This window comes from Streptomyces sp. cg35 (genome assembly GCF_050410835.1).
Taxonomy (GTDB): domain Bacteria; phylum Actinomycetota; class Actinomycetes; order Streptomycetales; family Streptomycetaceae; genus Streptomyces.
In genome coordinates, this window is record NZ_CP191268.1 from 1,333,063 (window position 1) to 1,352,925 (window position 19,863).

The window sequence follows — 19,863 nt, forward strand, 5'->3', positions numbered from 1 at the left end:
CCCGCCGCCCCCGGCCCGATCTGTGCCAACTCCCCCGGTGCACCCTGGGAAGGGGAGCCGCGTGGGCTCGGGCGGGCCACCTCGCCTAACGCCCTGGAAAGTGATCAATTACGCGCGGCTGCGGCACCATGGGAGTCATGACCTCCCGCCCGTCGTTCACCTGCCCCGTGTGCTCGGCGACCTCGCACCACCCCAAGGACGTGGCCAACGGCTACTGCGGGCGGTGCCACCGCTTCACCGGGCCCGAGGAGCGCGCCCGGCAGGCGGGCCTGCTGCGCGACGCAGCGCGCGCTCACGCGGACTCCGGCGATGCCGACCCGGCACGGTGGGGCGTCGAGGACGACGTGGAGACGGTGCAGACCTGGGACGGGCGCGTACTGCGCCAGCTCTCGGTGCGCGGCTCGGACGCCATCGCGAACGTGGTGTGCGGGGCGCACCGGGTGCTGTACCCGGAGGCGGAACACATCGATCTGGTCTGCGGGCGCCCGCCGCATCCCGCGACGCTGCGGCACCGGGACAGCATCACCGGGCACGAGTGGGACGACGACGACTGAACACCCCGGGAAAGGGTCGAGCGCCCCGCTCGTGAGGTCGGGGCGCTCGGCCTGTCCACCAACCATCCGCACCGCTAAGAGCTGAGGTCAGTGGATTCACCGTAGCGGGAAAGACCCGGTGCCGCCGACAGCTCCGGGGCCCCGCGCGCCGGGGAGGCCTCCCGCTCCCCCGGCTCATTCGACCGTACAACTACCGTTCGATTCACGAGAGTTGTTGGGCGAATCAGGCGGCGAACAGTTCCATCTGGAAGTTGTCGGGCCACTGCGGGAGGTTCAGGCCGGAGCGGGCCTCGCGCATCTCCCGGCACCGGGTGCGGTTGCAGGTCGAGGGGCCGTAGACGCTGATGCCGGTGTCGGCGACGTCCTGGAAGGTGCCGACGTGGCAGGCCGGCGCCGGAATCCACTGGCCCTTCCAGAGCTTGAGGCTGGTCTCGTGGACGGTGTGGGAGCGCGGCAGGGTCAGGCACCGACCCGCCGGGTACTTCGCGCGGGCGGTCTGCGCGATGCTCTGTATGTGATCGGTGCTCATACGCCCTGATTATCCGCAGTACAGCACCGTTACGCCATTGACTACTCGCAACGTACGTACGGTCACCGTCGCGGACTGTCTGTGACGGTACGGCTAAGCCGCCGCACCCCATGCGCGGGATGCGACGGCCGCCGCACGGATTACCGCCGCCTACGCTGGACGTAGACCCAGGCAGCGGCGCCGATCACCCCCTGCACGAGCGCGACGATGACCGCCGACGTGCCGCCGACGTCGGCACCGACCGCGCCGGCCGCACCGGCACTGCCCGCGGCGTAGCCCGCCGCCAGCGCCCACCAGACGTTGGGCTCGGGGCCTTCGCCACCGACGGGACTCTGTTGCATAATGATGGTCAAAACCGATCAGTCCTTAGTTAGGGCCTGCTTGGTGGACCGGTCGCCCCCGCATGCTGCTGTAGGAGGTCGCTGCGGGGGCGCCGGGGTTTTTGGGGGTCTTCCTACTCAGGAGTGCTGCCGTCGAGATCCGGGGGAAGCGCATCCGGCGGCTGCCGCGATTCGATCTGGTCAAGCCGATGCTCGACCGCCTCCAGCCGCGAGAGCATCCGCCGCGCCGCGTGCACCGTATCGTCGAGCTCCGGCTCTCCGATGAGAGAAGCGAGTGCCCGACCCACTGCCGCCTCGAACGCGTCCGCACTCGGCGGTGCACCCGACGGCGCGACGGGTACGTAGAGATAGCCGGGCTCGGCGTGAAGGAGCCGCCGCGGCTTCTTGCCGCCGCCCAGCTTGAGCGACTGCCTCGCGCGAGTAACTTCCCCCGTGGCCTTGAGCTCGATCACGTACTGGGCACCGCCGTCGCCGGTGACGACGATGTCCGGGCCCGAGTCCGGCAACATGACGCTCGGCGCACTCGACTCGCCTTCGTCAGCTACCTGCACAGGCCTCTTGTGCGTGCGACCGCCACGCTGCACGGCCACAGCAGCGCCGTGCAGGTCCGCAAGGATGGCCTGGTCGTCCACGATCTCGCGGACGGTAGACCAGGAATTGAGAACGTCTTGATGCGCCGTCAAGAACCTCACGTTGGAATGGCCCATAACATCCAGCCCAGTCTCAGCATCACGGATGTCACGCCGGCCACCGTCGAGGACGTCCTGGAAGTTGCTTACGACTCCCGCAAAACGCTTGTGAGCAGCGGACTTTGACACGCCACCCAGCTCCAGGCCAATGCGCTCCCACGAGGTGTCTCGCATGCGCTCCGCGATCACAGCGTCCTCCAGCAGCGTCTCGGCCTGCTGAAGCAGTCGCACCGCCTGCTCGACAAGACCGCCCGGCGGGACACCGTCACGCGTGTCGCCGGCGCTGGTGATGTTCACGGCCGTCACCGGGTTCGGCGCGGCGTTCTGAGCGGACTCCATGACAGAGAGGTTGCCGCATGGTCGACGCTTCGTCAACTCTGGTTCTACGCAACGTTGACTGCTTAGAAACCAGTCAATGCCCGCACCAGGCCACGGGGGCGAGAAAGCAGCAGATCAGATGGGGTTCAGCGTCGCAGCCAGGTCAGCAGGTCGCTCGGGTGCCGGGCCGGGCAGACCTCGGCGTGCTCCAGCATCACCACCCACGGCTCCCTCGGGTCCGCGCCGAGCCGTACGACGCCGTGTACGAGGTGTCGCCATATGACGGGCGGCAGTTGGTCGGCCGGGTACTTCTTCGGGGCCATCGCGACGGTCGAGCCGTCCGCGCACGGGTGCACGTGGGTGGGCTGCGCGCAGTCGGGACAGCGGCGGAACATGCAGCGCGACGGCGCGATCTGCGGCCGGCTCTCGGGGCTCGTCATCATCGCAGCACCAGCCCGAGCCGCTTGAGGCGCTCGGGCGCCTCGACCGGATGCCGGGCGACGACGTCCAGGACGACGGCGCCCTGACACACCCACGACTGGCGGCAGTCCCGGTCCGGCAGCCGGACACCGACGGGCCGTACCCGGTACACGTCGCCGTGCTGGCCGTGGGCGAAGAGTTGCGCGTACCAGCGCAGTTCGGTGACGTACACGCGGTGCGGGTCGTAGTGCTGCTGGTGCGGGCCTGGCTCGTGGACCTTGTTGACGGCGACGGCGGGCAGGATCATGTCGCCGCGCTGGAGGCCGGCGACTCCCCCGTGGAACAGGCGCAGTCGGGGACGTGCGGTCATCGCCGCCTCACCACCATGGCCCGGTCCGCGTCGCGCTGTTCGGGGTGCACGATGTCGATGTGCTCGTCGACGGCGCCGGAGCCGCCTTGGATGTAGCCGTTGCAGTACCGGCACGTCCACGCCCAGTAGTCGCCGAACTCCGCGACGCGCTGCGCCATCTCACGGGCGCTGAGCACGGTGTAGGTGTAGCCGCTGCGCGTGGTCCTGGTGCGCCGGCTCATCCGGCCCTCCCGGCGCTGGGCGTCCTGCGGCGCGAGACCAGCGCCCGCAGCGTCTTGATCCGCTCGGCGCGTTCGGCCGGCGACAGCTCGGGCTGCTTCTGGCAGTCGTGGCGGCCCTGAAGGTGGCAGTAGCGGTGCGGGTCGACCGGGCGCACCATGTGCGCCTCGTCCTCGTCCCACACCTCGGGCTCCGTGGTCATCGGTCTCCCTCCAAGTCGTCAGCGAGGCTGCGCAGTTCTGCGGCGACCTCGCGGGCGAACGCCCTGGGCAGGCCCTCCGACGACGACGCCGGCACCTGCAACCACGCATCGGCGATGCAGCGCGTCTCACCGCCCTCGGGGGTGGCCTTGATCTCGACGTGGATCAGGGTGTTGCGGACCGGGCTCGGGTTCACACCAGCTCCCGGGGCAGGTAGTACGCCTCGTTGTCGGCCAGGCCCTCGTAGTCGAAGCGCACGAGCCAGCGGGCGGCGGACAGTTCACGCAGGCACCCGCGGATGCGGTCGACGCGGTCGGCGGTCCAGGGGCTCAGGGACTCGGCGGTGTAGGGGCACTCGACGGGCAGTGCGCGCAGGCGGGAGAGGACGCCTTGGGCTGCGTAGGAGAGTTCGCGTTCACGCTCGCGTACGGCGAGGACTTCGGCGTACGTCAGTGGGTCGTTCACGGTGCCTCACTCGGTATGGGAGGGATCGGGCGCGGATTCGTCCTCGCGCTGAAGCGGCACACGCCCCTGTGAGCGGCTTGTAGCGCGCTCCGCATCGAGAGCGTCGACTCGCTCGGCAACAGCGCGCAGAGCGTCACGTACGGCTTTCACGGACGTCTTGCTGCGTATCGCGTCGTTCAGGATCTCGATAACCCCGGACAACTCCATCGACGTTCCGAAGCCCAAATGCCCAGCGCGAGCGTGCGTTTCCTCGGTGTCGTGCGTCTGCTCGCGGTGGACGTAGAGCATGACGCCCCGGGTGTTCTGGACGTCGGCCGACAGAATGTGCTGCTGCTCGCTCATCGGGGCTCTCTCTCCGCGCGCTCGCGAACGTGCACGCACGCGCTTCTGGGGTTCTGTTCAGAGATCAGGTAGTTGGAGCTTGCTCGACGGCGATAAGCCCAGGGGTTACAGGGGCTCGGCTTGCCGAGACCGGCGTGAGCGAAGCGAACGTGTCTATGGGGGCCCGGGGGGAGGCGACAGTCCCCCCGGAAAGGCAGTGAGCCGAAGGCTCACGACGTTCTGTGTGGCTCGGCTTCTGTGTGGCTCCCCTTCTCTGTGTCTCAACTTCTATGTGTCTCTTGGTGCGTCAAATCTGACGCAGGGGGGTGCGACAGATCTGACGCAGGGGGGTGCGTCATTTTTGTCGCAGGGGGGTGCGTCATTTTTGACGCAGGGGTCTGACCTGGTCTTCACTCGTTTGGCGGTACAGCAGAGGCCCCTGCACGGCTCGGGTGCTCCGGCGGGAACCACTCGGTGAGGTAGAGATTCGCGGTGCGTCCGCCGTTCTCGCGGTACTGCGGACTGCGGGACATGGCGCCCGCTTCGATGAGCAGGGACAGGGTGCGCTCGACGGTTCGGCGGGAGACCTCGCAGTCCTTCGCGATCGTCTTGATGCTGGGAAACACCTCGTCGTAGCCGCCGTACGCGGCGCGCAAGTAGTCGTAGAGCCAGACCTCTTTGCGGCAACGCAGGACAACCCAGAGCGGCGTTTGCGAATATCCCTCTGGACCCCGGTGGGCGATCCTGTCGGCCGCGCCCACGCCACCGAACATGACGTCGTTGCGCGCGCTCACCGCGTGTCACCGCCAGGCCCGACACGGCTACTGACCGTGTCGACAAATGGGCATAGCGGGGCAAGGCCCGGGGGGTTGGGGATCATGCGAGCACAGTAGAGGGCCGCATGAGGAAACTTCAAGCTGAACGAGATTTTCTCAGTTCGCGTGCGATTCGTGCGGGGTCCGCTGTAAAGTGATCGCAGGAAGCGCGACCTACATGCGTCCCCGTCGACGGGGCGCGTGACCAACTACGAGGGACGTAGATGACTGCCGCGAGGATAGAGCCCACGGACACGGAGAAGAACTTCTCCGCCTCGGTGGACCTGGCACTCAGAGTCTCCGGGCTGACTCGGGCGGAGCTGGGGTTTGCCCTCCAGCCGGCCAAGCCTGTCGATGCCGCCAGCGTCAGCCGGCGCATCAGTATGAAGACAAACTGGCTGATGCGTGAGATGCACGCCGCAGCCGACCTGTTCGGCGTGAACCCCCTGGATATGTGCGAACCGGGCAACGCCTGGGTGGCCAAAATCGATCCTTCCGCAGTGCGGAATCGCCTTGAGAGTCTTCATACGCGACCGTAGCCAGGGGTTGACGCGTGGTGAGAAAACCCACTCGGCGCCCGGGGAATATCCCCGGGCGCCGAGAAGATCGCGCGTGGTGCCGCGGCTCAGACGTTGACGCCGTGCTCGCGCAGGTACGCCAGCGGGTCGATGTCGGAGCCGTAGCTCGGCGACGTACGGATCTCGAAGTGCAGGTGCGGTCCGGTGACGTTGCCGGTCGCGCCGGAGAGGCCGATCTGCTGGCCCGCGGTGACGGTCTGCCCGGAGGAGACGCCGACTGACGACATGTGGGCGTACTGCGAGTAGCGGCCGTCGGCGTGCTGGATGACGACCTCGTTGCCGTAGGCGCCGTCCAAGCCGGCGGAGACGACGGTGCCGGCGCCGACCGCCTTGATCGAGGTGCCGGTGGGCACGACGAAGTCGGTGCCGGTGTGGTAGCCGCTGGACCACATCGAGCCGGACTGGTGGTAGGGCGTGCCACTGGTGCCGTCGACGGGCTTCACGTAGTCGGCCGTGGTGGTGCTCGCCTGCGTGGCCGTGGTGGTGGCGCTCTTGGCCGCGGCGCCGTCCAGCGTGAGCTTCATGCCGGGCTTGATGAGGCCGGAGTCGGAGCCGACGACGTCCTTGTTGGCCTGGTAGAGCTTCTTCCAGCCGCCGTCGACGTCCTGCGCCTTGGCGATCTTGGAGAGCGTGTCACCGGCCTTGACCGTGTAGGTCTTCGCGGCGGTGTCGGCGGTCGCCGCGTGGGCGCCGGTGGCGCCGATGAGCGGCAGGGCGAGCGCGGCCCCGCCGGCCGAGGCGACGGCGGCGGCGCGCGTGACGCGCTGGGACTTCGGGCGGCGGTGCTTTCCCTTGGCGGGCATGGCGGATTTCCTCTCCGTCGCCTGCGAGGTGAGCTGTCGGGTTCGGGCTGGAGTTGCCCGGCCGCGCCCGGTGTACGAGCACGACTTCACCCCTAGCCGCATGGGGAATTCCCTCGGCGGCGTACTGCCTGTGGGTCCCCCGCTCCTGCCGTCACGGGTCGTGGTTCGGAGTCCGGGCGGTGGCAGGACTAGGCGTTCCGCCCGGATTGAAGGGTGACCGTAAGGCAGTACGAAAGGCGGCGACAAGCATCGAATTGACTTATGGTGCCGCTTTCTTGATCGACTGAGAGCTTTCTGTGTCACCCTGCGTCGACGGTCGCGCTTTACCGGCGCCATACCTTCAAGAAAATCAAGGGAATTCCCGAGAGGTGGATTCGAGGCGACCGCCACGCACCGTCACGGCTATGAGCCTGCTCACGCGCCCGGCCACAATCTCCCTTCCCTTGCGGATAGTTGGCGCATAAATACCTAAAACGGACACATGGTTGCCGTCGGAATCCATGTCGTATCGTCGGGAGCGCGCCCGCCGGCGAGCAACGCCGGTGATCCGACCGGGAGGAGCCCCCGTGACGCAGCACGCCCCGTCCACCGAGCCCGAGCTGTTCGGAGTGCGCAACTTCCGCGATGTGGGCGGCCTGCCGACGGTGGACGGCCGGAGCGTGCGGCCGGGCGTGCTCTACCGCAGCGGCCATCTCGCCCACGCCACCGCCGAGGACGCGGCGTTCCTCGCCGGGCTCGGCCTGCACACCGTCTTCGACTTCCGCAACGCCGCGGACCAGCGGCTGGAGGGCGCCGACGTCGAGCTGCCCGGCGTGCGCAATGTGAACCTGCCGCTGTCCGACCCGGCGGACGGCGCCGAGTTCTGGCAGATGGTCCGCGACGGCGACATAGAGCAGCTGCGGTCCCTGCTGTCCGAGGGCCGCGCCGCGGACCGCATGATCACGTCGTACCGCTCGATCATCACCCAGCGCACCGCCGAGCACAGCCGCGTGCTGCGCTCGATCGCCGAGGACAGCGTCCCCGCCCTGATGCACTGTGCGGCGGGCAAGGACCGGGCGGGGCTGTCGATCGCGGTGACGCTGCTCGCCGTCGGCGTGGAGCGCGACGCGATCGAGGCGGACTACCTGGAGTCGAACGCGAAGCACCGCCGCTACAAGGTGCGCCGCAGCGGCACGTCCGCCGACGCCTACTCCCCCGAGGTCATGGAGCTGCTCAGCCCGCTCTTCGACGCTCGCTCCACGTACCTGCACGCGGCCTTCGACACCATCGAGCAGACCTGGGGCGGCACGGACCGCTACTTCGAGGAGGGCCTGGGGCTCACCGCGGCCGAGCGCGACCGGCTGCGCGAGCGGCTCCTGGTCTGACCCGGCTACTCGCCCCCGCCCAGCGTGAACAGCAGGTAGATGAAGGCGGCGAGGGCGTGCCCCGCGAAGACGTACACGAGGACCCGGACCCAGATGCCGCGCGGCAGCTTGTCCTCGATGTCCCGCCGGGCGGGCTGTTCCCCGGCGGTGGGCTCGGTCGCGTCGCTCATGTCAGTCATGTCGGGCCTCCCGGGCCGGACCGGCCGCCGGGCCGAGGCACAGCGCGGCGGTCGGGCTCTGCAGCAGGGTGTGTACGAAGAGGAGCTCGGCCCCGCCCGGGTCCCCCGCGGCGATCCGGTGCGGGGTGAGCGAGTCGAAGTGCGCGCTGTCCCCGGGGTCGAGCCGGTAGGACGTGTCCCCCAGGCGCAGCCGCAGCCGCCCTTCGAGGACGTAGAGCCACTCCTCGCCGGGGTGGACGCGCACGATGTCGCCCTGCGAGCCGTACGGCACGTGGACCCGCAGCGCCTGCATGCCGCGGCCGGGGGAACCGGCCTGGAAGTACGTCCAGCCGCCGGCCTCGGTCGCCTCCATGTCCCGGGCGCGGACGACCGCGTCCCGGTCGGCGGGGGTCTCGCCGAGCAGTTCGGAGACCGTCGTACCGTAGATGCGGGCGAGGGCGAGCAGCATCGGCAGCGAGGGCTGGCGCTGACCGGTCTCCAGGCGCGACAGATGCGCGGGCGACAGACCGGCGGAGCGGGCCGCGGCCTCCAGCGTGAGGGCGGCACGGCGGCGCAGGGCACGCAGCTGGGGCGCGACGGCGGGCAGCTCCGGGGGCTCCGGAACCTCCTTCGGGAGGGCAGGGCTCATACGGTCGATTCAGCCAGAGCCCTGCCCGAGGGGCAAATTTATTGCCTCAGAGGCAAACCGTTCCGGGCGGTCAGCGGTTGGCGACCGCCTGCTTGATCAGGGTCTTGCTGAAGTCCCACATCAGCCCGCCGCCACTGTGCGCGTCGTCCATCACGGCGGTGAACGCCGCCACGAACCGCTCGACGTCGGCCTCGTCCACCACGAGCGGCGGGATCAGCTTGATGACTTCGAGGTGGTCGCCGGAGACCTGGGTGAGGATCCGGTGCTTCTGCAGCAGCGGCACGACGACCATCTGGGCGAACAGGCCCTTGCGGGCGGCCTGCAGCATGGTCCAGCGGCTGCGCAGCTTGAGTGACCTGGGCCGGCCGAACTCGATGCCGATCATCAGGCCGCGCCCGCGGATGTCGCTCAGCAGCTCGTAGCGGTCGACGAGCGCGGTGAGCCGGGTCTTCAGCAGCTCGCCCATGGCCCGGGCGTTCGCGACGGTCTCCTCGTCCTCCATGACGGAGAGCACCGCGAGCCCGGCGGCCATGGCCTGCGCGTTGGACCCGAAGCTCGCCGAGTGGACGAGGACGCGGTCCATGGACGAGTAGACCTTCTTGAAGATCCAGTCCTTGCCGAGCGTCGCCCCGACCGGCACGTACCCGCCGGACAGCGCCTTGGCCACGCACACGAGGTCCGGCTCGACGCCGTCCTCGTGCTGGTACGCGTAGAAGTCGCCGGTGCGGCCGAGGCCGGTCTGCACCTCGTCGGCGATCAGCAGCGCCTTGTGCCTGTGCAGGAGTTCCTGCGCGGCCCGCAGATAGCCGGGCGGCGCCTCGTGCACGCCCTTGCCCTGGATCGGCTCGACGATGAGCGCCGCGACGTCGCCCTTCTTCAGCTCCTTCGCGAGCGCGTCGAGATCGCCGAGCGGCACGGGGGTGTCGGGCAGCAGCGGCGCGAAGCCGTCACGGAACCCGTCCTCGCCGTTGACCGACAGCGAGCCGGTGGTCAGGCCGTGGAAGGCGTGCGAGCAGTACAGGACGCGCGGCTTCCCGGTGGCGTAGCGGGCGAACTTCAGCGCGGTCTCCACCGCCTCCGTGCCGCTGTTGCCGAAGAACACCCGGTCCAGGTGCGGGCTGTGCGTCAGCAGCTTCTCGGCGAGCAGGCCCGGCAGCGGCTGGCAGTCGAACCGGGTCAGATCGGCGAGCGAGGCGTCGAGCACGTCGTGCAGCGCCTTGCGGACGACGGGGTGGTGGCGGCCCAGGCCCATGACGCCGAAACCGGCGAGCATGTCGAGGTGGTCGTTGCCGTCCGCGTCCCAGAAGTGCGCGCCCTCGGCCCGCTCGTACACCTTGTCGAAGCCGATGGTGTGGAGCATCTTCGGCAGCTGGTGGTTGAGGTACTTGGCGTGCAGCTCGTACCGTTCGGCACCGCGCTCGGCCAGCAGCGTGCCGAGGTCGAACTCCTTGCTCATACGTCGTTCTCCTTGCCGGCCACGGGCGGCCTGACGGCTTTCAGGTTCAGGGAGGCGCTGATCCGCCCCGCGATCTCCACGGGCGTCAGGCCGATGTCGGCGAGCACCTCGCCCCGCTTGGCGTGCGCCAGGAACTGTTCGGGAATCCCGAACCGCCGTACGGGCACGTCGACTTCGGCCTCCCCGAGCGCGAGCGCGACGGCCGAGCCGACGCCGGCCGCCTTGCTGTTGTCCTCGACGACGGCGACGAGCTCGTGGGCGGCGGCCAGCGGAGCGAGATCGGGGTCGACCGGCTTGACCCACCGCGGGTCCACGACCGTGCAGGCGATGCCCCGTGCCTCCAGCAGCTCGGCGGCCTGCAGGCACACGGGCGCCATCACGCCCACGGACACGAGCAGCACCCGCGGCTCGTCGGCCCGGTGCAGCACGTCGATCCCGCCGATCCGGTCGACGGCCTCGATCGAGGCGCCCACGGATTCCTTGGGGAAGCGCAGCATGGTCGGCGCGTCGTCGACGGCGACGGCCTCCCGCAGCTGCGCCCGGAGCTGGTCGGCGTCGCGCGGCGCGGCGATCCGCAGGCCGGGCACGACCTGGAGCACGGACAGGTCCCACATGCCGTTGTGCGAGGCGCCGTCGACGCCGGTCACCCCCGCGCGGTCGAGCACGAAGGTCACTCCGCACTGGTGCAGCGCGACGTCCATCAGCAGCTGGTCGAAGGCGCGGTTGAGGAAGGTCGCGTAGACCGCGACCACCGGGTGCAGACCGCCGGTGGCGAGTCCGGCGGCCGACACGGCGGCGTGCTGCTCGGCGATCCCGACGTCCCACACCCGGCCAGGGAACTCCTCCGCGAACTTCGTCAGCCCCACCGGGTGCAGCATGGCCGCGGTGATCGCGACGACGTCCTCGCGCTCCCGGCCGATCCGCGCGATCTCGTCGCCGAACACCGATGTCCAGGACGGCCCGTTGGAGGGGGCGAGCGGTTCACAGGTCAGGGGGTCCATCACGCCCACGGTGTGGAACCGGTCGGCCTCGTCGGCGAGCGCGGGCTCGTACCCGCGCCCCTTCTCGGTGAGGCAGTGCACGAGGACCGGTCCGTGAAAGCGCTTGGCCCGGCGCAGCGCGGACTCCACCGCCCCCTCGTCGTGCCCGTCGATCGGCCCTACGTACTTCAGGCCCAGGTCCTCGAACATGCCCTGCGGCGCGAACGCGTCCTTGAAGCCCTTCTTGGCGCCGTGCAGGGACTCGTACACCGTGTGTCCGACGACGGGCGTCTTCAGGAGTACGTCCTTGCCCCAGGCCAGGACCTTCTCGTAGCCGTCCGTCGTGCGCAGGGTGGCCAGGTGGTTGGCGAGGCCGCCGATGGTCGGGGCGTAGGACCGCTCGTTGTCGTTGACGACGATGATCAGCGGCCGGTCCTTGGCCGCCGCGATGTTGTTCAGTGCCTCCCAGGCCATGCCGCCGGTGAGCGCCCCGTCGCCGATGACGGCGACGACGTGCCCGCGCTCACCCTGCACCTGCCGGGCCTTGGCGAGCCCGTCGGCCCAGCCGAGGGCCGTGGAGGCGTGGCTGTTCTCGACGATGTCGTGCTCGGACTCCTCCCGCGACGGGTAGCCGGAGAGGCCGCCCTTCCCGCGCAGCTTCGAGAAGTCCTGACGGCCTGTCAAAAGCTTGTGCACGTAGCTCTGGTGGCCGGTGTCCCAGACGATCCGGTCGACGGGCGACTCGAAGACCCGGTGCAGCGCGATGGAGAGCTCCACCACGCCCAGGTTGGGTCCGAGGTGTCCGCCGGTCCGCGCGACCGCGTGGATCAGGAACTCTCTGATCTCCGCCGCCAGTTCGCCGAGCTCCTCCTCGCTCAGCGCCTTCAGGTCCCGCGGCCCCCGGATGGTTTCCAGAATCGTCACGCTCGAGCCCCCTTCCCGTTCGAACTCAAGACCTCAGCTCACGGTGACGTCGGGCGCACCCGACGCGACGCCGTCCTGCTCCATCTGCTCGGCGATCTTCATCGCCTCGTCGATGAGCGTCTCCACGATCTTCGACTCGGGCACGGTCTTGATGACCTCGCCCTTGACGAAGATCTGCCCCTTGCCATTGCCGGACGCGACGCCGAGATCGGCCTCGCGCGCCTCGCCGGGACCGTTCACGACACACCCCATGACGGCCACCCGCAGAGGCACCTCCATGCCGTCGAGCCCGGCGCTCACCTCGTCGGCGAGCTTGTACACGTCGACCTGGGCCCGCCCGCACGAAGGGCAGGACACGATCTCCAGGCGCCGCTGCCGCAGGCCCAGCGACTCCAGGATCTGGATGCCGACCTTCACCTCCTCGGCGGGCGGCGCGGACAGCGAGACGCGGATGGTGTCGCCGATGCCCTCGGAGAGCAGCGCCCCGAAGGCGACCGCGGACTTGATCGTGCCCTGGAAGGCGGGGCCGGCCTCGGTCACGCCGAGGTGCAGCGGGTAGTCGGACGCGGCGGCGAGCTGCCGGTACGCGTTCACCATCACGACCGGGTCGTTGTGCTTGACCGAGATCTTGATGTCGCGGAACCCGTGCTCCTCGAAGAGCGACGCCTCCCACAGCGCCGACTCGACGAGCGCTTCCGGCGTCGCCTTCCCGTACTTCTGCAGCAGTCGTCTGTCGAGCGACCCGGCGTTGACCCCGATGCGGATCGGGGTGCCGGCGTCCGAGGCGGCCCGCGCGATCTGCTTCACCTGGTCGTCGAACTTCTTGATGTTGCCCGGGTTCACCCGGACCGCCGCGCATCCGGCGTCGATCGCGGCGAACACGTACTTCGGCTGGAAGTGGATGTCCGCGATCACCGGGATCTGCGACTTCCGCGCGATGGTCGCGAGGGCGTCCGCGTCGTCCTGCGTGGGGCACGCCACCCGCACGATCTGGCAGCCGGAGGCGGTCAGTTCGGCGATCTGCTGCAGCGTGGCCCCGATGTCCGAGGTCCGTGTCGTCGTCATCGACTGCACGGACACGGGCGCGCCGCCTCCCACGGGTACCGGTCCGACCTGGATCCGACGGCTGACGCGCCGTTCGGCGAGGGGCCGGACCGGTACCTCGGGGAGGCCCAGTGAGACAGGCTCTCCGGATTTCATGGCGTGGTCACCCACGATTCCCGGCGACGGTCTCGGTCATCGCGCGCAGGGACTCCTTGAGGGAGCCCATGGTGGCGAGGACGGCGGTCGGCTCGTAGCCGCAGTGCGCCATGCAGTTGGCGCAGCGCGGGTCCTTGCCTCGGCCGTAGGCGTCCCAGTCGGTCTTCTCGATGAGCTCCCGGTACGTCGGCACGTACCCGTCGCTCATCAGGTAGCAGGGCTTCTGCCAGCCGAAGAGCGAGTAGTTCGGGATGGCCCACGCGGTGCACGGGAAGTCGACCTTGCCCTCGAGGAAGTCGAGGAACAGGGGCGAGTGGTTGAGCCGCCAGCGTCGGCGGTTGCCGCCCGCGAAGGCCTTCTTGAACAGCTCGCGGGTCTGCGTGACGCCGAGGAAGTGCTCCTGGTCGGGGGCCTTCTCGTAGGCGTACGCGGGCGAGATCATCATCTCGTCGACCGAGAGGTCGTCGTTGAGGTAGTTGAGCACCTCGATGATGTTCTGCGGGGTGTCCGTGTTGAAGAAGGTCGAGTTCGTGGTGACCCGGAAGCCGCGCCGCTTGGCCTCCTTGATCGCCGCGACCGCCTCGTCGAACACGCCTTCCTTGGCGACGGATTCGTCGTGGCGCTCGCGCATGCCGTCGATGTGCACGGTGAACGCGAAGTACGGCGACGGCGTGAACCTGTCCATCTTCTTGCGCAGCAGCATCGCGTTGGTGCAGAGGAAGACGTACTTCTTCTTGGCGACCAACTGCCGGACGATCTCGTCGATCTGAGGGTGCATCAGCGGCTCGCCGCCGGCGATGGACACCATCGGGGCGCCGGACTCGAGGACGGCACCCACGGCCTGCGCGACGGGCATGCGCTGCTTGAGCACCCCGGCCGGGTGCTGGATCTTGCCGCAGCCCTCACATTTCAGGTTGCAGGCGAAAAGCGGCTCCAATTCGACAATGAGCGGAAACTTGTCCCGCTTGCGGATCTTCTGTTCAGCGAGATACGTCGCAACCTTGATGGACTGACGGAGCGGCATGGCCATCTGGCTCACCTCCGAGGGAGCAGCAAAGAACGGTGCCATTCGAAAAAAGCAGGAAGGACGGCACGAAGGACACGGAAAGCCGATAGTCCACCGCGAACTGTGCCGATCCGGACGAGTTCATGTTCTGGAGCGTCGACGACCACCCGGACGGCCGCAACCGGACGGCCGTCGGGCCCGGCGGCCGCCGCGGCCGTGCGCAGGGTCGCCGCGGACTCCATGTCGACCGCGACCGCGCCGGTCGCGAGCAGGTCGCCGCGTTCGTGTCCGCGCACCACATGGTCGGATCCGGTGAGCGGACCGGTGTGCACGGTGCGGCCGGGTACGGCCTTGACCAGCTCCTTGACCAGCAGGTCCGTGCCCGCGCACGGCGTGTGCCCGTACGCGTCGCGGGTCTCCTCGGCCACGACCAGGTCACCGGGGTGCATCCCGGGCGCGAGCCCGGCACAGAAGCCGGTGGCGACCACGGCGGCGTCGCGGAGGGCGATGTCACCGAGGGCGCGCGTCATGGTCCGTTCGGCGGCCTTGGGTCCCATGCCCGTCCGCAGCACTTTCACGGGCGCGGTCGCCCCGGCGCGGCTGCCGGTGCGCAGGGCGACGTGCTCGATGCCCAGCGCGCACGCGACGAGCAGCGGCATGGTCTCCGGCGGGCGGGTGGCCGCCGGGTCCCCGGTCATCAGCTTCCCTTGGCCGCGGTGGCGGCCCGGTCGGCGAACGGCTCGCCGTGCACGTACCGGCCCAGCGCGGTCAGCGGGAAGACCTGCCGGTACAGGTGATAGTTGATCGAGAAGTCCCAGGGGAAGCCGGTCCCGGTGAAGTACGGCTCCTCCCAGGTGCCGTCCTCCGTCTGGGTGTCGGCGAGGAACTCGATGCCCCGCTCGACCGCCTTGGAGTCCCGCTCCCCGGCCGCGAGCAGCGCCATCAGCGCCCAGGCGGTCTGGGAGGCGGTGGAGACCCCGTGGCCCTTCCAGTCCTCGTAGCGGTACGAGCGCAGGTCCTCGCCCCAGCCGCCGTCGTCGTTCTGGACGGATTCGAGCCAGCTGACGGCCCGCCGGATCGCGGGGTGCGAGGCGGGCAGTCCGGCTGCGGTCAGCGCGGGCACCACCGACCCTGTGCCGTATACGTAGTTGACGCCCCAGCGGCCGAACCAGGCGCCGTTCGCCTCCTGTTCGGCGAGCAGCCACTCGATGCCGCGCCGGGTGCGCGGGTCGTTCGACCTGCCCTCGATGGCGAGCATCTCGACGACGTGCCCGGTGACGTCGGCGGACGGCGGGTCGATGACCTCGCCGAAGTCGCAGAACGGCAGCCGGTTGGGGAACGGGCTGGTGTTGTCGACGTCGAAGGCGCCCCACGCCCCGTTCTTCGACTGCATCCCGAGGTTCCAGCGCACCCCGCGCTCGATGGACTTCTCGACCCGCGCCTTGTCCGGGTGGTCCACGCGGCGCAGCGCGAGCACGACCTCGGCGGTGTCGTCGATGTCGGGGTAGTTGTCGTTGTGGAACTCGAACGCCCAGCCGCCGGGCTCCACTTGGGGCTTGCGCACCGACCAGTCGCCCGGCCGGTCGATCTGCTCGTCCATCATCCACGTCACGGCCTTGACGAGGCTCGGATGGTCGGCGGGCAGCCCGGCGTCGGCGAGGGCGATCGTCGCCAGACAGGTGTCCCACACCGGGGACTGGCAGGCCTCGATCATCCGGGCCCCGTCCTCGCGCCACACGGCGAACCGGTCGAGCGACTCCAACCCTGCCTTGAGGACCGGGTGTTCGAGGTCGTAGCCGAGCAGGTGCAGGGCGATGACGGAGTACACCGCGGGCGGCTGGATGCCGCCCCAGCAGCCGTCGTTCTCCTGCCGCTCGATGATCCAGCGGGCCGCGGAGTTCATCGCGGCCTTGCGCAGTCTCTTCAGGGCCACCTTGTGGTAGCCGTGCATGATCTTGTCGAGCCGCTGGAAGGCTCCGTCCCAACTGGCCACCGAGGCAAGGGGCTTGGCCGGGTTCGGGTTGCGCGCGTCGGTGTGCAGCTCGTCCAGCGGGAACGGGGCGGGGCGCACCGGGCGCTTCGCGGACACGATGGTGAGCGGCACGATGGTCTGCCGCGCCCAGCATCCGAAGTCGTAGATGTTGAGCGGCATCCACTTCGGGAAGTAGATGAGCTCGGGCGGGAGTTCGGGGAGGTCGTCCCACTTCCACCAGCCGAACAGGGCCAGCCAGATCCGGGTGAAGACGCGGCTCGCCGCGATGCCGCCGCGTTCGCGGACCCAGGCGGACGCCTTGGCCATGTGCGGGTCGTCCGGACGGTCGCCCGCGAGCCGCAGGGCGACGTACGCCTCGATGGTGGTGGAGAGTTCGCCGGGTCCGCCGTAGAAGGTGGCCCAGGTGCCGTCCTCGCGCTGCTCCCCACGGATGAAGAGGGCGGCGGCGTCGGTGGTGGCCTGGTCGCGGATCCCCAGGAACTGGCGCAGCAGCAGGTCCTCGGCGTCCATCGTCACGTTCGTGTCGAGGTCGCCCTTCCACCAGCCCTGGGCGTCCTGCCGGGCGAGCAGGAAGTCCGTGGCGCGTTGTATGGCTCGGTCGGCGGCGCTGTGTGTCCCGGCCGCCTCGGGGGTCGTGTCGGACTGGGGGGCAGTGGTGGCCGAGGTCGCCTCGGGAGTCACGGCTCCGGTGCTTCCGTCGGTCGTCGCTGTCATGGCTATCCCTTCGTGCAGTGGCTCTTCTCTGCTGGGTAACCGTCGGCCGATGCCCTGGCGGGACACCGGCCGGCGACTGCGAGTCATATGCGGCCGATAGTGATCATCTCTTTCGTACGACGACGAAGTCGGCGAGCGCCGCGAACTGTGCGCGCACCGTGGCTGGCATCTGGACCGTGTCCAGGGCTTCGAGGGCGACGGTGTGCTGGCGCCGGGCCTCCTGGGCGGTCCACTCGCGCCCGCCGGCCTCCTCGATGAGGGCGGCGCGGGCGGCGAACTCCGCCTCGGAGAAGTTGTCGAAGTCGTTGTTCTTGGCGTCCGCGGCGAGGAGCTCACCGAGCCGCTCGGAGGCCGGGCCGCCCGCGGCGAGCGCGGCGACGACGGGCAGCGACTTCTTGCGCTGGCGCAGATCGCTCCAGGTCTGCTTGCCGGTGGACTCGGGGTCGCCCCAGATGCCGAGCAGGTCGTCGACGGCCTGGAAGGCGAGGCCCAGGTGGTAGCCGTACTTCTCCAGGGCGTCGGCGGTGACGTCGTCGGCGCCGCCGAGGACCGCGCCGATGGAGGAGGCGCAGGCGAGCAGGGCGCCGGTCTTGTTGCCCTCCATCTCCAGGCACTCCTCGACACTGACGCGCTCGCGGTGTTCGTAGGAGATGTCCTGCGCCTGGCCGTCGATGAGGGCCCGGGTGGCGGTGGTGAGACGGCGGGTGGCGCGGCCGGCGTCGACCGACGCGATCTCCAGGAGCACCTCGTTGGCGAGGGCGAACAGGGCGTCACCGACGAGGATGGCCTGGGCCGGGCCGTGCACCTTCCACACGGTGTCGCGGTGGCGGCGCTGCTCGTCCCCGTCCATCAGGTCGTCGTGCAGGAGCGAGAAGTTGTGCACGAGCTCGACGGCCACGGCACCGGGCACGCCGATCTCGGGCGCGGCGCCCGCGGCCTGCGCGGAGAGGACGGCGAGCGCGGGGCGCACGGCCTTGCCGCCGTCACCGTCCGAGGGGTTGCCCTCGGCGTCGATCCAGCCGAAGTGGTAGGCGGCGACGGTGTCCATGGGCGGCGCGAGGCGGTCCACGGCCGCCTTGAGCACCGGCGTGGCCAGGGTTCGGCCGCGCTCCAGAAGCGCGGTCACGTCCACCGCGTCGGCAGCCTGTTCGGCCGAGGGCACAGGTGGCACAGTCTCTCCTTGATTTACCGATGTCGGCGTTGCTGCCGTGGGTGTTTCGATGCTCACGCCGCCTCCCGGAACAGATGGCCGCGCGGGCGGCCGAGGGCGGCGAGCGCCGCGTCCGCGGCGCTCGTGCCGCTGCGGACTGCGCTTTCCATGGTCGCGGGCCACCCGGTGGCGGTCCACGCGCCGGCCAGGTAGAGGCCGGGGGCATTGGTGCGGGCCGTGGGCCGCAGGGCGCCGACGCCGGGGGCCGGCGCGAAGGTCGCCGTCCGCTCCCGGGTGACGAAGAAGTCGCGCACCGTCGCGCCGCGCGCGGCGGGCAGCAGCCGCTCCAGCTCGGGCAGGTAGCGCTCGCGCAGCGCGGCGACGGGCTCGTCGATCTCGTCCTGGGCGGCCGACTGGGACACGGCGAGGTACTGGCCCTCGGTGAGTCCCGAGGCCTCCGTGCGGTCGAAGACCCACTGGACCGGGGAACCGAGCGCGGTGAAGAACGGCTGCTTGAGGACCTTGCGGTCGTACACGACGTGCAGGTTGAGGATCGGCGCGGTGCCGATGTCGAGGAGCCGGTCGGCGTCGTCCAGCGCGCCCTTGGGCAGCAGGTCGTACGTCTCGCGCTGCGGCACGGCGAGCACGACGGTGTCGGCCTCGAGAATCTGGCCGGAAGTGTCGGGTGCCTCGGGAACCTCGATACTCCAACGCCCGTTCTCCATAGGCGAGATGGAGGTGACGCGTGTACGGAGTTCGGTGCGTACGCCCGCGGAGTCGAGCGCCTTGCGGGCGAGGGTGTCGTGGAGTTCACCGAGGGGCACCCGGGCCCAGCCGATGTCGGCGGCGCCGGGGTCGGACAGCAGCCCGGTCCTGAACACCATGGCGGCAAGCCCCAGCGAGGACTCGCCCGCGACCGCGTTCAGGGTCGCGACGCCGACCAGGTCCCACAGCGCCTCGATGGCCCGCTGCGACTGACCGTGCTCCGCCAGCCAGGAGCCGAAGTCCTGCTTGTCGAGCGCCGGATCCGCGGGGTCGAGGCCCTTGAGGGCGAGAGCGGCCCGTCCCACGTTGGCGCGCTCGGCCAGCGACAGGTGCGGGTAGGTGGCGAGGCTCTTCGCCAGGTGCAGCGGTACGGGCAGGGCGGTGCGCCGCAGCCGACCGAGCCGGTTCCGGTCGGCGTCGAGCACGGGCACGTCGAGACGTTCCTGCACGGGCGCGAGCGGCGTGGCGTCGATGCGGTCCAGGAACCAGCGGTAGGCGGTGCAGCAGCGCAGGTACACGTGCTGGCCGTTGTCGACGGTGAGGTCGCCGCGCTTGAAGGAGAAGGCCAGGCCGCCGAGGCGGGGCCGCCCTTCGAGAAGCGTGACGTCCATGCCGCCGTCGGCGAGCGCGAGCGCCGCGGTGATCCCTGCGAGCCCGCCGCCGACGACCACCGCGACGGGCCTGCGTTCCGGCGCGGCGGAGTCCGCGTCGAGCGCTTCCGATGCCGTGTTGCCGGTGCTCATGCGCCCTCTCCCTCAGTGGTGCCGGCGGTGCGTACGACCAGCGTGCGGCGGGGTTCGACGGGTGTGACGAACGCTCGGCAGGTCGTTGCATGCAGGGACGCCGCGCCGCCCCGGAGGGTTGCGCGCCACTTCGCGGCGG

Annotated in this window: 25 protein-coding genes and 1 riboswitch; of the genes, 3 read left to right on the plus strand and 22 right to left on the minus strand. The window is 69.9% G+C overall.

The genetic code is table 11. From position 1 onward, the window contains the following. Window positions 1-137 precede the first annotated feature (137 nt). Window positions 138-554, plus strand: coding sequence for a hypothetical protein (locus ACQUQD_RS06455; protein ID WP_428950978.1), 417 nt, complete (start codon window positions 138-140; stop codon window positions 552-554). 223 nt (window positions 555-777) lie between these two features. On the opposite strand, the gene ACQUQD_RS06460 is transcribed toward ACQUQD_RS06455, so the two are convergent. From ACQUQD_RS06460 to ACQUQD_RS06510, 11 genes are all read right to left on the minus strand, one after another. Next, window positions 778-1,083, minus strand: coding sequence for a hypothetical protein (locus ACQUQD_RS06460; protein WP_428950979.1), 306 nt, complete (start codon window positions 1,081-1,083; stop codon window positions 778-780). A gap of 140 nt (window positions 1,084-1,223) precedes the next feature. Continuing rightward, window positions 1,224-1,436, minus strand: a complete 213-nt coding sequence (locus tag ACQUQD_RS06465) for a hypothetical protein (RefSeq protein WP_428950980.1) — start codon at window positions 1,434-1,436, stop codon at window positions 1,224-1,226. 101 nt (window positions 1,437-1,537) lie between these two features. After that, window positions 1,538-2,452: a hypothetical protein gene (locus tag ACQUQD_RS06470; protein WP_428950981.1), complete on the minus strand. Its 915-nt coding sequence runs from the start codon at window positions 2,450-2,452 to the stop codon at window positions 1,538-1,540. Window positions 2,453-2,577: 125 nt separating this feature from the next. Next, complete coding sequence (locus tag ACQUQD_RS06475; RefSeq protein WP_428950982.1) at window positions 2,578-2,874, minus strand: DUF6083 domain-containing protein; 297 nt, start codon at window positions 2,872-2,874, stop codon at window positions 2,578-2,580. Further along, window positions 2,871-3,221, minus strand: a complete 351-nt coding sequence (locus tag ACQUQD_RS06480) for a hypothetical protein (protein WP_428950983.1) — start codon at window positions 3,219-3,221, stop codon at window positions 2,871-2,873. The genes ACQUQD_RS06475 and ACQUQD_RS06480 overlap by 4 nt, the downstream gene beginning before the upstream one ends. After that, window positions 3,218-3,442 (minus strand): hypothetical protein, encoded by a 225-nt coding sequence (locus ACQUQD_RS06485; protein ID WP_428950984.1) that lies wholly within the window; start codon window positions 3,440-3,442, stop codon window positions 3,218-3,220. Before ACQUQD_RS06485 ends, ACQUQD_RS06480 begins: the two co-directional genes overlap by 4 nt. Continuing rightward, window positions 3,439-3,642 (minus strand): hypothetical protein, encoded by a 204-nt coding sequence (locus ACQUQD_RS06490; protein ID WP_428950985.1) that lies wholly within the window; start codon window positions 3,640-3,642, stop codon window positions 3,439-3,441. Before ACQUQD_RS06490 ends, ACQUQD_RS06485 begins: the two co-directional genes overlap by 4 nt. Then, window positions 3,639-3,836 (minus strand): hypothetical protein, encoded by a 198-nt coding sequence (locus ACQUQD_RS06495; protein WP_428950986.1) that lies wholly within the window; start codon window positions 3,834-3,836, stop codon window positions 3,639-3,641. The genes ACQUQD_RS06490 and ACQUQD_RS06495 overlap by 4 nt, the downstream gene beginning before the upstream one ends. Continuing rightward, window positions 3,833-4,105 carry a hypothetical protein gene (locus ACQUQD_RS06500; protein WP_428950987.1) on the minus strand — a complete coding sequence of 91 codons (273 nt, stop codon included), beginning with the start codon at window positions 4,103-4,105 and terminating at the stop codon, window positions 3,833-3,835. The genes ACQUQD_RS06495 and ACQUQD_RS06500 overlap by 4 nt, the downstream gene beginning before the upstream one ends. Before the next feature lie 6 nt (window positions 4,106-4,111). After that, complete coding sequence (locus tag ACQUQD_RS06505) at window positions 4,112-4,447, minus strand: hypothetical protein (RefSeq protein WP_428950989.1); 336 nt, start codon at window positions 4,445-4,447, stop codon at window positions 4,112-4,114. Window positions 4,448-4,836: 389 nt separating this feature from the next. Continuing rightward, the gene (locus ACQUQD_RS06510) at window positions 4,837-5,220 is read right to left on the minus strand and encodes a helix-turn-helix domain-containing protein (protein WP_428950990.1); all 384 of its coding nucleotides are present in this window, start codon (window positions 5,218-5,220) and stop codon (window positions 4,837-4,839) included. A gap of 245 nt (window positions 5,221-5,465) precedes the next feature. Between ACQUQD_RS06510 and ACQUQD_RS06515 the strand changes: the two genes are divergently transcribed. Continuing rightward, window positions 5,466-5,780 (plus strand): hypothetical protein, encoded by a 315-nt coding sequence (locus tag ACQUQD_RS06515; protein WP_428950991.1) that lies wholly within the window; start codon window positions 5,466-5,468, stop codon window positions 5,778-5,780. A gap of 86 nt (window positions 5,781-5,866) precedes the next feature. On the opposite strand, the gene ACQUQD_RS06520 is transcribed toward ACQUQD_RS06515, so the two are convergent. Further along, window positions 5,867-6,622, minus strand: coding sequence for a M23 family metallopeptidase (locus ACQUQD_RS06520; protein ID WP_428950992.1), 756 nt, complete (start codon window positions 6,620-6,622; stop codon window positions 5,867-5,869). 3 nt (window positions 6,623-6,625) lie between these two features. Beyond that, window positions 6,626-6,811: riboswitch (cyclic di-AMP (ydaO/yuaA leader) on the minus strand. 377 nt (window positions 6,812-7,188) lie between these two features. Here ACQUQD_RS06520 and ACQUQD_RS06525 point away from each other — a divergent pair. After that, window positions 7,189-7,986: a tyrosine-protein phosphatase gene (locus tag ACQUQD_RS06525; RefSeq protein WP_428950993.1), complete on the plus strand. Its 798-nt coding sequence runs from the start codon at window positions 7,189-7,191 to the stop codon at window positions 7,984-7,986. Window positions 7,987-7,991: 5 nt separating this feature from the next. On the opposite strand, the gene ACQUQD_RS06530 is transcribed toward ACQUQD_RS06525, so the two are convergent. The 10 genes from ACQUQD_RS06530 to hpnE form a co-directional block, all read right to left on the minus strand. Beyond that, window positions 7,992-8,165: a DUF6126 family protein gene (locus tag ACQUQD_RS06530; protein ID WP_428950994.1), complete on the minus strand. Its 174-nt coding sequence runs from the start codon at window positions 8,163-8,165 to the stop codon at window positions 7,992-7,994. Then, on the minus strand, window positions 8,158-8,793 hold the full coding sequence (locus tag ACQUQD_RS06535) for a helix-turn-helix domain-containing protein (RefSeq protein WP_428950995.1): 636 nt from the start codon (window positions 8,791-8,793) through the stop codon (window positions 8,158-8,160). The genes ACQUQD_RS06530 and ACQUQD_RS06535 overlap by 8 nt, the downstream gene beginning before the upstream one ends. A gap of 70 nt (window positions 8,794-8,863) precedes the next feature. Beyond that, window positions 8,864-10,249, minus strand: coding sequence for an aspartate aminotransferase family protein (locus tag ACQUQD_RS06540; protein WP_428950996.1), 1,386 nt, complete (start codon window positions 10,247-10,249; stop codon window positions 8,864-8,866). Beyond that, window positions 10,246-12,153: a 1-deoxy-D-xylulose-5-phosphate synthase gene (gene dxs, locus ACQUQD_RS06545; RefSeq protein ID WP_428950997.1), complete on the minus strand. Its 1,908-nt coding sequence runs from the start codon at window positions 12,151-12,153 to the stop codon at window positions 10,246-10,248. The genes ACQUQD_RS06540 and dxs overlap by 4 nt, the downstream gene beginning before the upstream one ends. Window positions 12,154-12,186: 33 nt before the next feature. Next, on the minus strand, window positions 12,187-13,353 hold the full coding sequence (gene ispG, locus ACQUQD_RS06550) for a flavodoxin-dependent (E)-4-hydroxy-3-methylbut-2-enyl-diphosphate synthase (RefSeq protein WP_428950998.1): 1,167 nt from the start codon (window positions 13,351-13,353) through the stop codon (window positions 12,187-12,189). 7 nt (window positions 13,354-13,360) lie between these two features. Next, window positions 13,361-14,383: an adenosyl-hopene transferase HpnH gene (hpnH, locus tag ACQUQD_RS06555; protein ID WP_428950999.1), complete on the minus strand. Its 1,023-nt coding sequence runs from the start codon at window positions 14,381-14,383 to the stop codon at window positions 13,361-13,363. A gap of 5 nt (window positions 14,384-14,388) precedes the next feature. After that, window positions 14,389-15,057, minus strand: coding sequence for a 1-hydroxy-2-methyl-2-butenyl 4-diphosphate reductase (locus ACQUQD_RS06560; protein WP_428951000.1), 669 nt, complete (start codon window positions 15,055-15,057; stop codon window positions 14,389-14,391). Beyond that, complete coding sequence (gene shc / locus ACQUQD_RS06565) at window positions 15,057-17,066, minus strand: squalene--hopene cyclase (RefSeq protein ID WP_428951001.1); 2,010 nt, start codon at window positions 17,064-17,066, stop codon at window positions 15,057-15,059. The genes ACQUQD_RS06560 and shc overlap by 1 nt, the downstream gene beginning before the upstream one ends. Window positions 17,067-17,169: 103 nt before the next feature. Beyond that, window positions 17,170-18,228: a polyprenyl synthetase family protein gene (locus tag ACQUQD_RS06570; protein WP_428957467.1), complete on the minus strand. Its 1,059-nt coding sequence runs from the start codon at window positions 18,226-18,228 to the stop codon at window positions 17,170-17,172. 62 nt (window positions 18,229-18,290) lie between these two features. After that, window positions 18,291-19,724: a hydroxysqualene dehydroxylase HpnE gene (gene hpnE / locus ACQUQD_RS06575; RefSeq protein WP_428951002.1), complete on the minus strand. Its 1,434-nt coding sequence runs from the start codon at window positions 19,722-19,724 to the stop codon at window positions 18,291-18,293. Between the last annotated feature and the right edge of the window lie 139 nt (window positions 19,725-19,863).

What these genes read in the sequence shown, in the direction of transcription:
- ACQUQD_RS06515 (WP_428950991.1), top strand. Translation starts at nt 5,466, where the DNA reads ATGACTGCCGCGAGGATAGAGCCCACGGACACGGAGAAGAACTTCTCC.
- shc (WP_428951001.1), bottom strand. Translation starts at nt 17,066, where the DNA reads ATGACAGCGACGACCGACGGAAGCACCGGAGCCGTGACTCCCGAGGCG.
- ACQUQD_RS06530 (WP_428950994.1), bottom strand. Translation starts at nt 8,165, where the DNA reads ATGACTGACATGAGCGACGCGACCGAGCCCACCGCCGGGGAACAGCCC.
- hpnE (WP_428951002.1), bottom strand. Translation starts at nt 19,724, where the DNA reads ATGAGCACCGGCAACACGGCATCGGAAGCGCTCGACGCGGACTCCGCC.
- ACQUQD_RS06485 (WP_428950984.1), bottom strand. Translation starts at nt 3,442, where the DNA reads ATGAGCCGGCGCACCAGGACCACGCGCAGCGGCTACACCTACACCGTG.
- ACQUQD_RS06560 (WP_428951000.1), bottom strand. Translation starts at nt 15,057, where the DNA reads ATGACCGGGGACCCGGCGGCCACCCGCCCGCCGGAGACCATGCCGCTG.
- ACQUQD_RS06480 (WP_428950983.1), bottom strand. Translation starts at nt 3,221, where the DNA reads ATGACCGCACGTCCCCGACTGCGCCTGTTCCACGGGGGAGTCGCCGGC.
- ACQUQD_RS06490 (WP_428950985.1), bottom strand. Translation starts at nt 3,642, where the DNA reads ATGACCACGGAGCCCGAGGTGTGGGACGAGGACGAGGCGCACATGGTG.
- ACQUQD_RS06520 (WP_428950992.1), bottom strand. Translation starts at nt 6,622, where the DNA reads ATGCCCGCCAAGGGAAAGCACCGCCGCCCGAAGTCCCAGCGCGTCACG.
- ACQUQD_RS06475 (WP_428950982.1), bottom strand. Translation starts at nt 2,874, where the DNA reads ATGATGACGAGCCCCGAGAGCCGGCCGCAGATCGCGCCGTCGCGCTGC.
- ACQUQD_RS06470 (WP_428950981.1), bottom strand. Translation starts at nt 2,452, where the DNA reads ATGGAGTCCGCTCAGAACGCCGCGCCGAACCCGGTGACGGCCGTGAAC.
- ACQUQD_RS06535 (WP_428950995.1), bottom strand. Translation starts at nt 8,793, where the DNA reads ATGAGCCCTGCCCTCCCGAAGGAGGTTCCGGAGCCCCCGGAGCTGCCC.
- hpnH (WP_428950999.1), bottom strand. Translation starts at nt 14,383, where the DNA reads ATGGCCATGCCGCTCCGTCAGTCCATCAAGGTTGCGACGTATCTCGCT.
- ispG (WP_428950998.1), bottom strand. Translation starts at nt 13,353, where the DNA reads ATGAAATCCGGAGAGCCTGTCTCACTGGGCCTCCCCGAGGTACCGGTC.
- ACQUQD_RS06455 (WP_428950978.1), top strand. Translation starts at nt 138, where the DNA reads ATGACCTCCCGCCCGTCGTTCACCTGCCCCGTGTGCTCGGCGACCTCG.
- ACQUQD_RS06540 (WP_428950996.1), bottom strand. Translation starts at nt 10,249, where the DNA reads ATGAGCAAGGAGTTCGACCTCGGCACGCTGCTGGCCGAGCGCGGTGCC.
- ACQUQD_RS06460 (WP_428950979.1), bottom strand. Translation starts at nt 1,083, where the DNA reads ATGAGCACCGATCACATACAGAGCATCGCGCAGACCGCCCGCGCGAAG.
- ACQUQD_RS06505 (WP_428950989.1), bottom strand. Translation starts at nt 4,447, where the DNA reads ATGAGCGAGCAGCAGCACATTCTGTCGGCCGACGTCCAGAACACCCGG.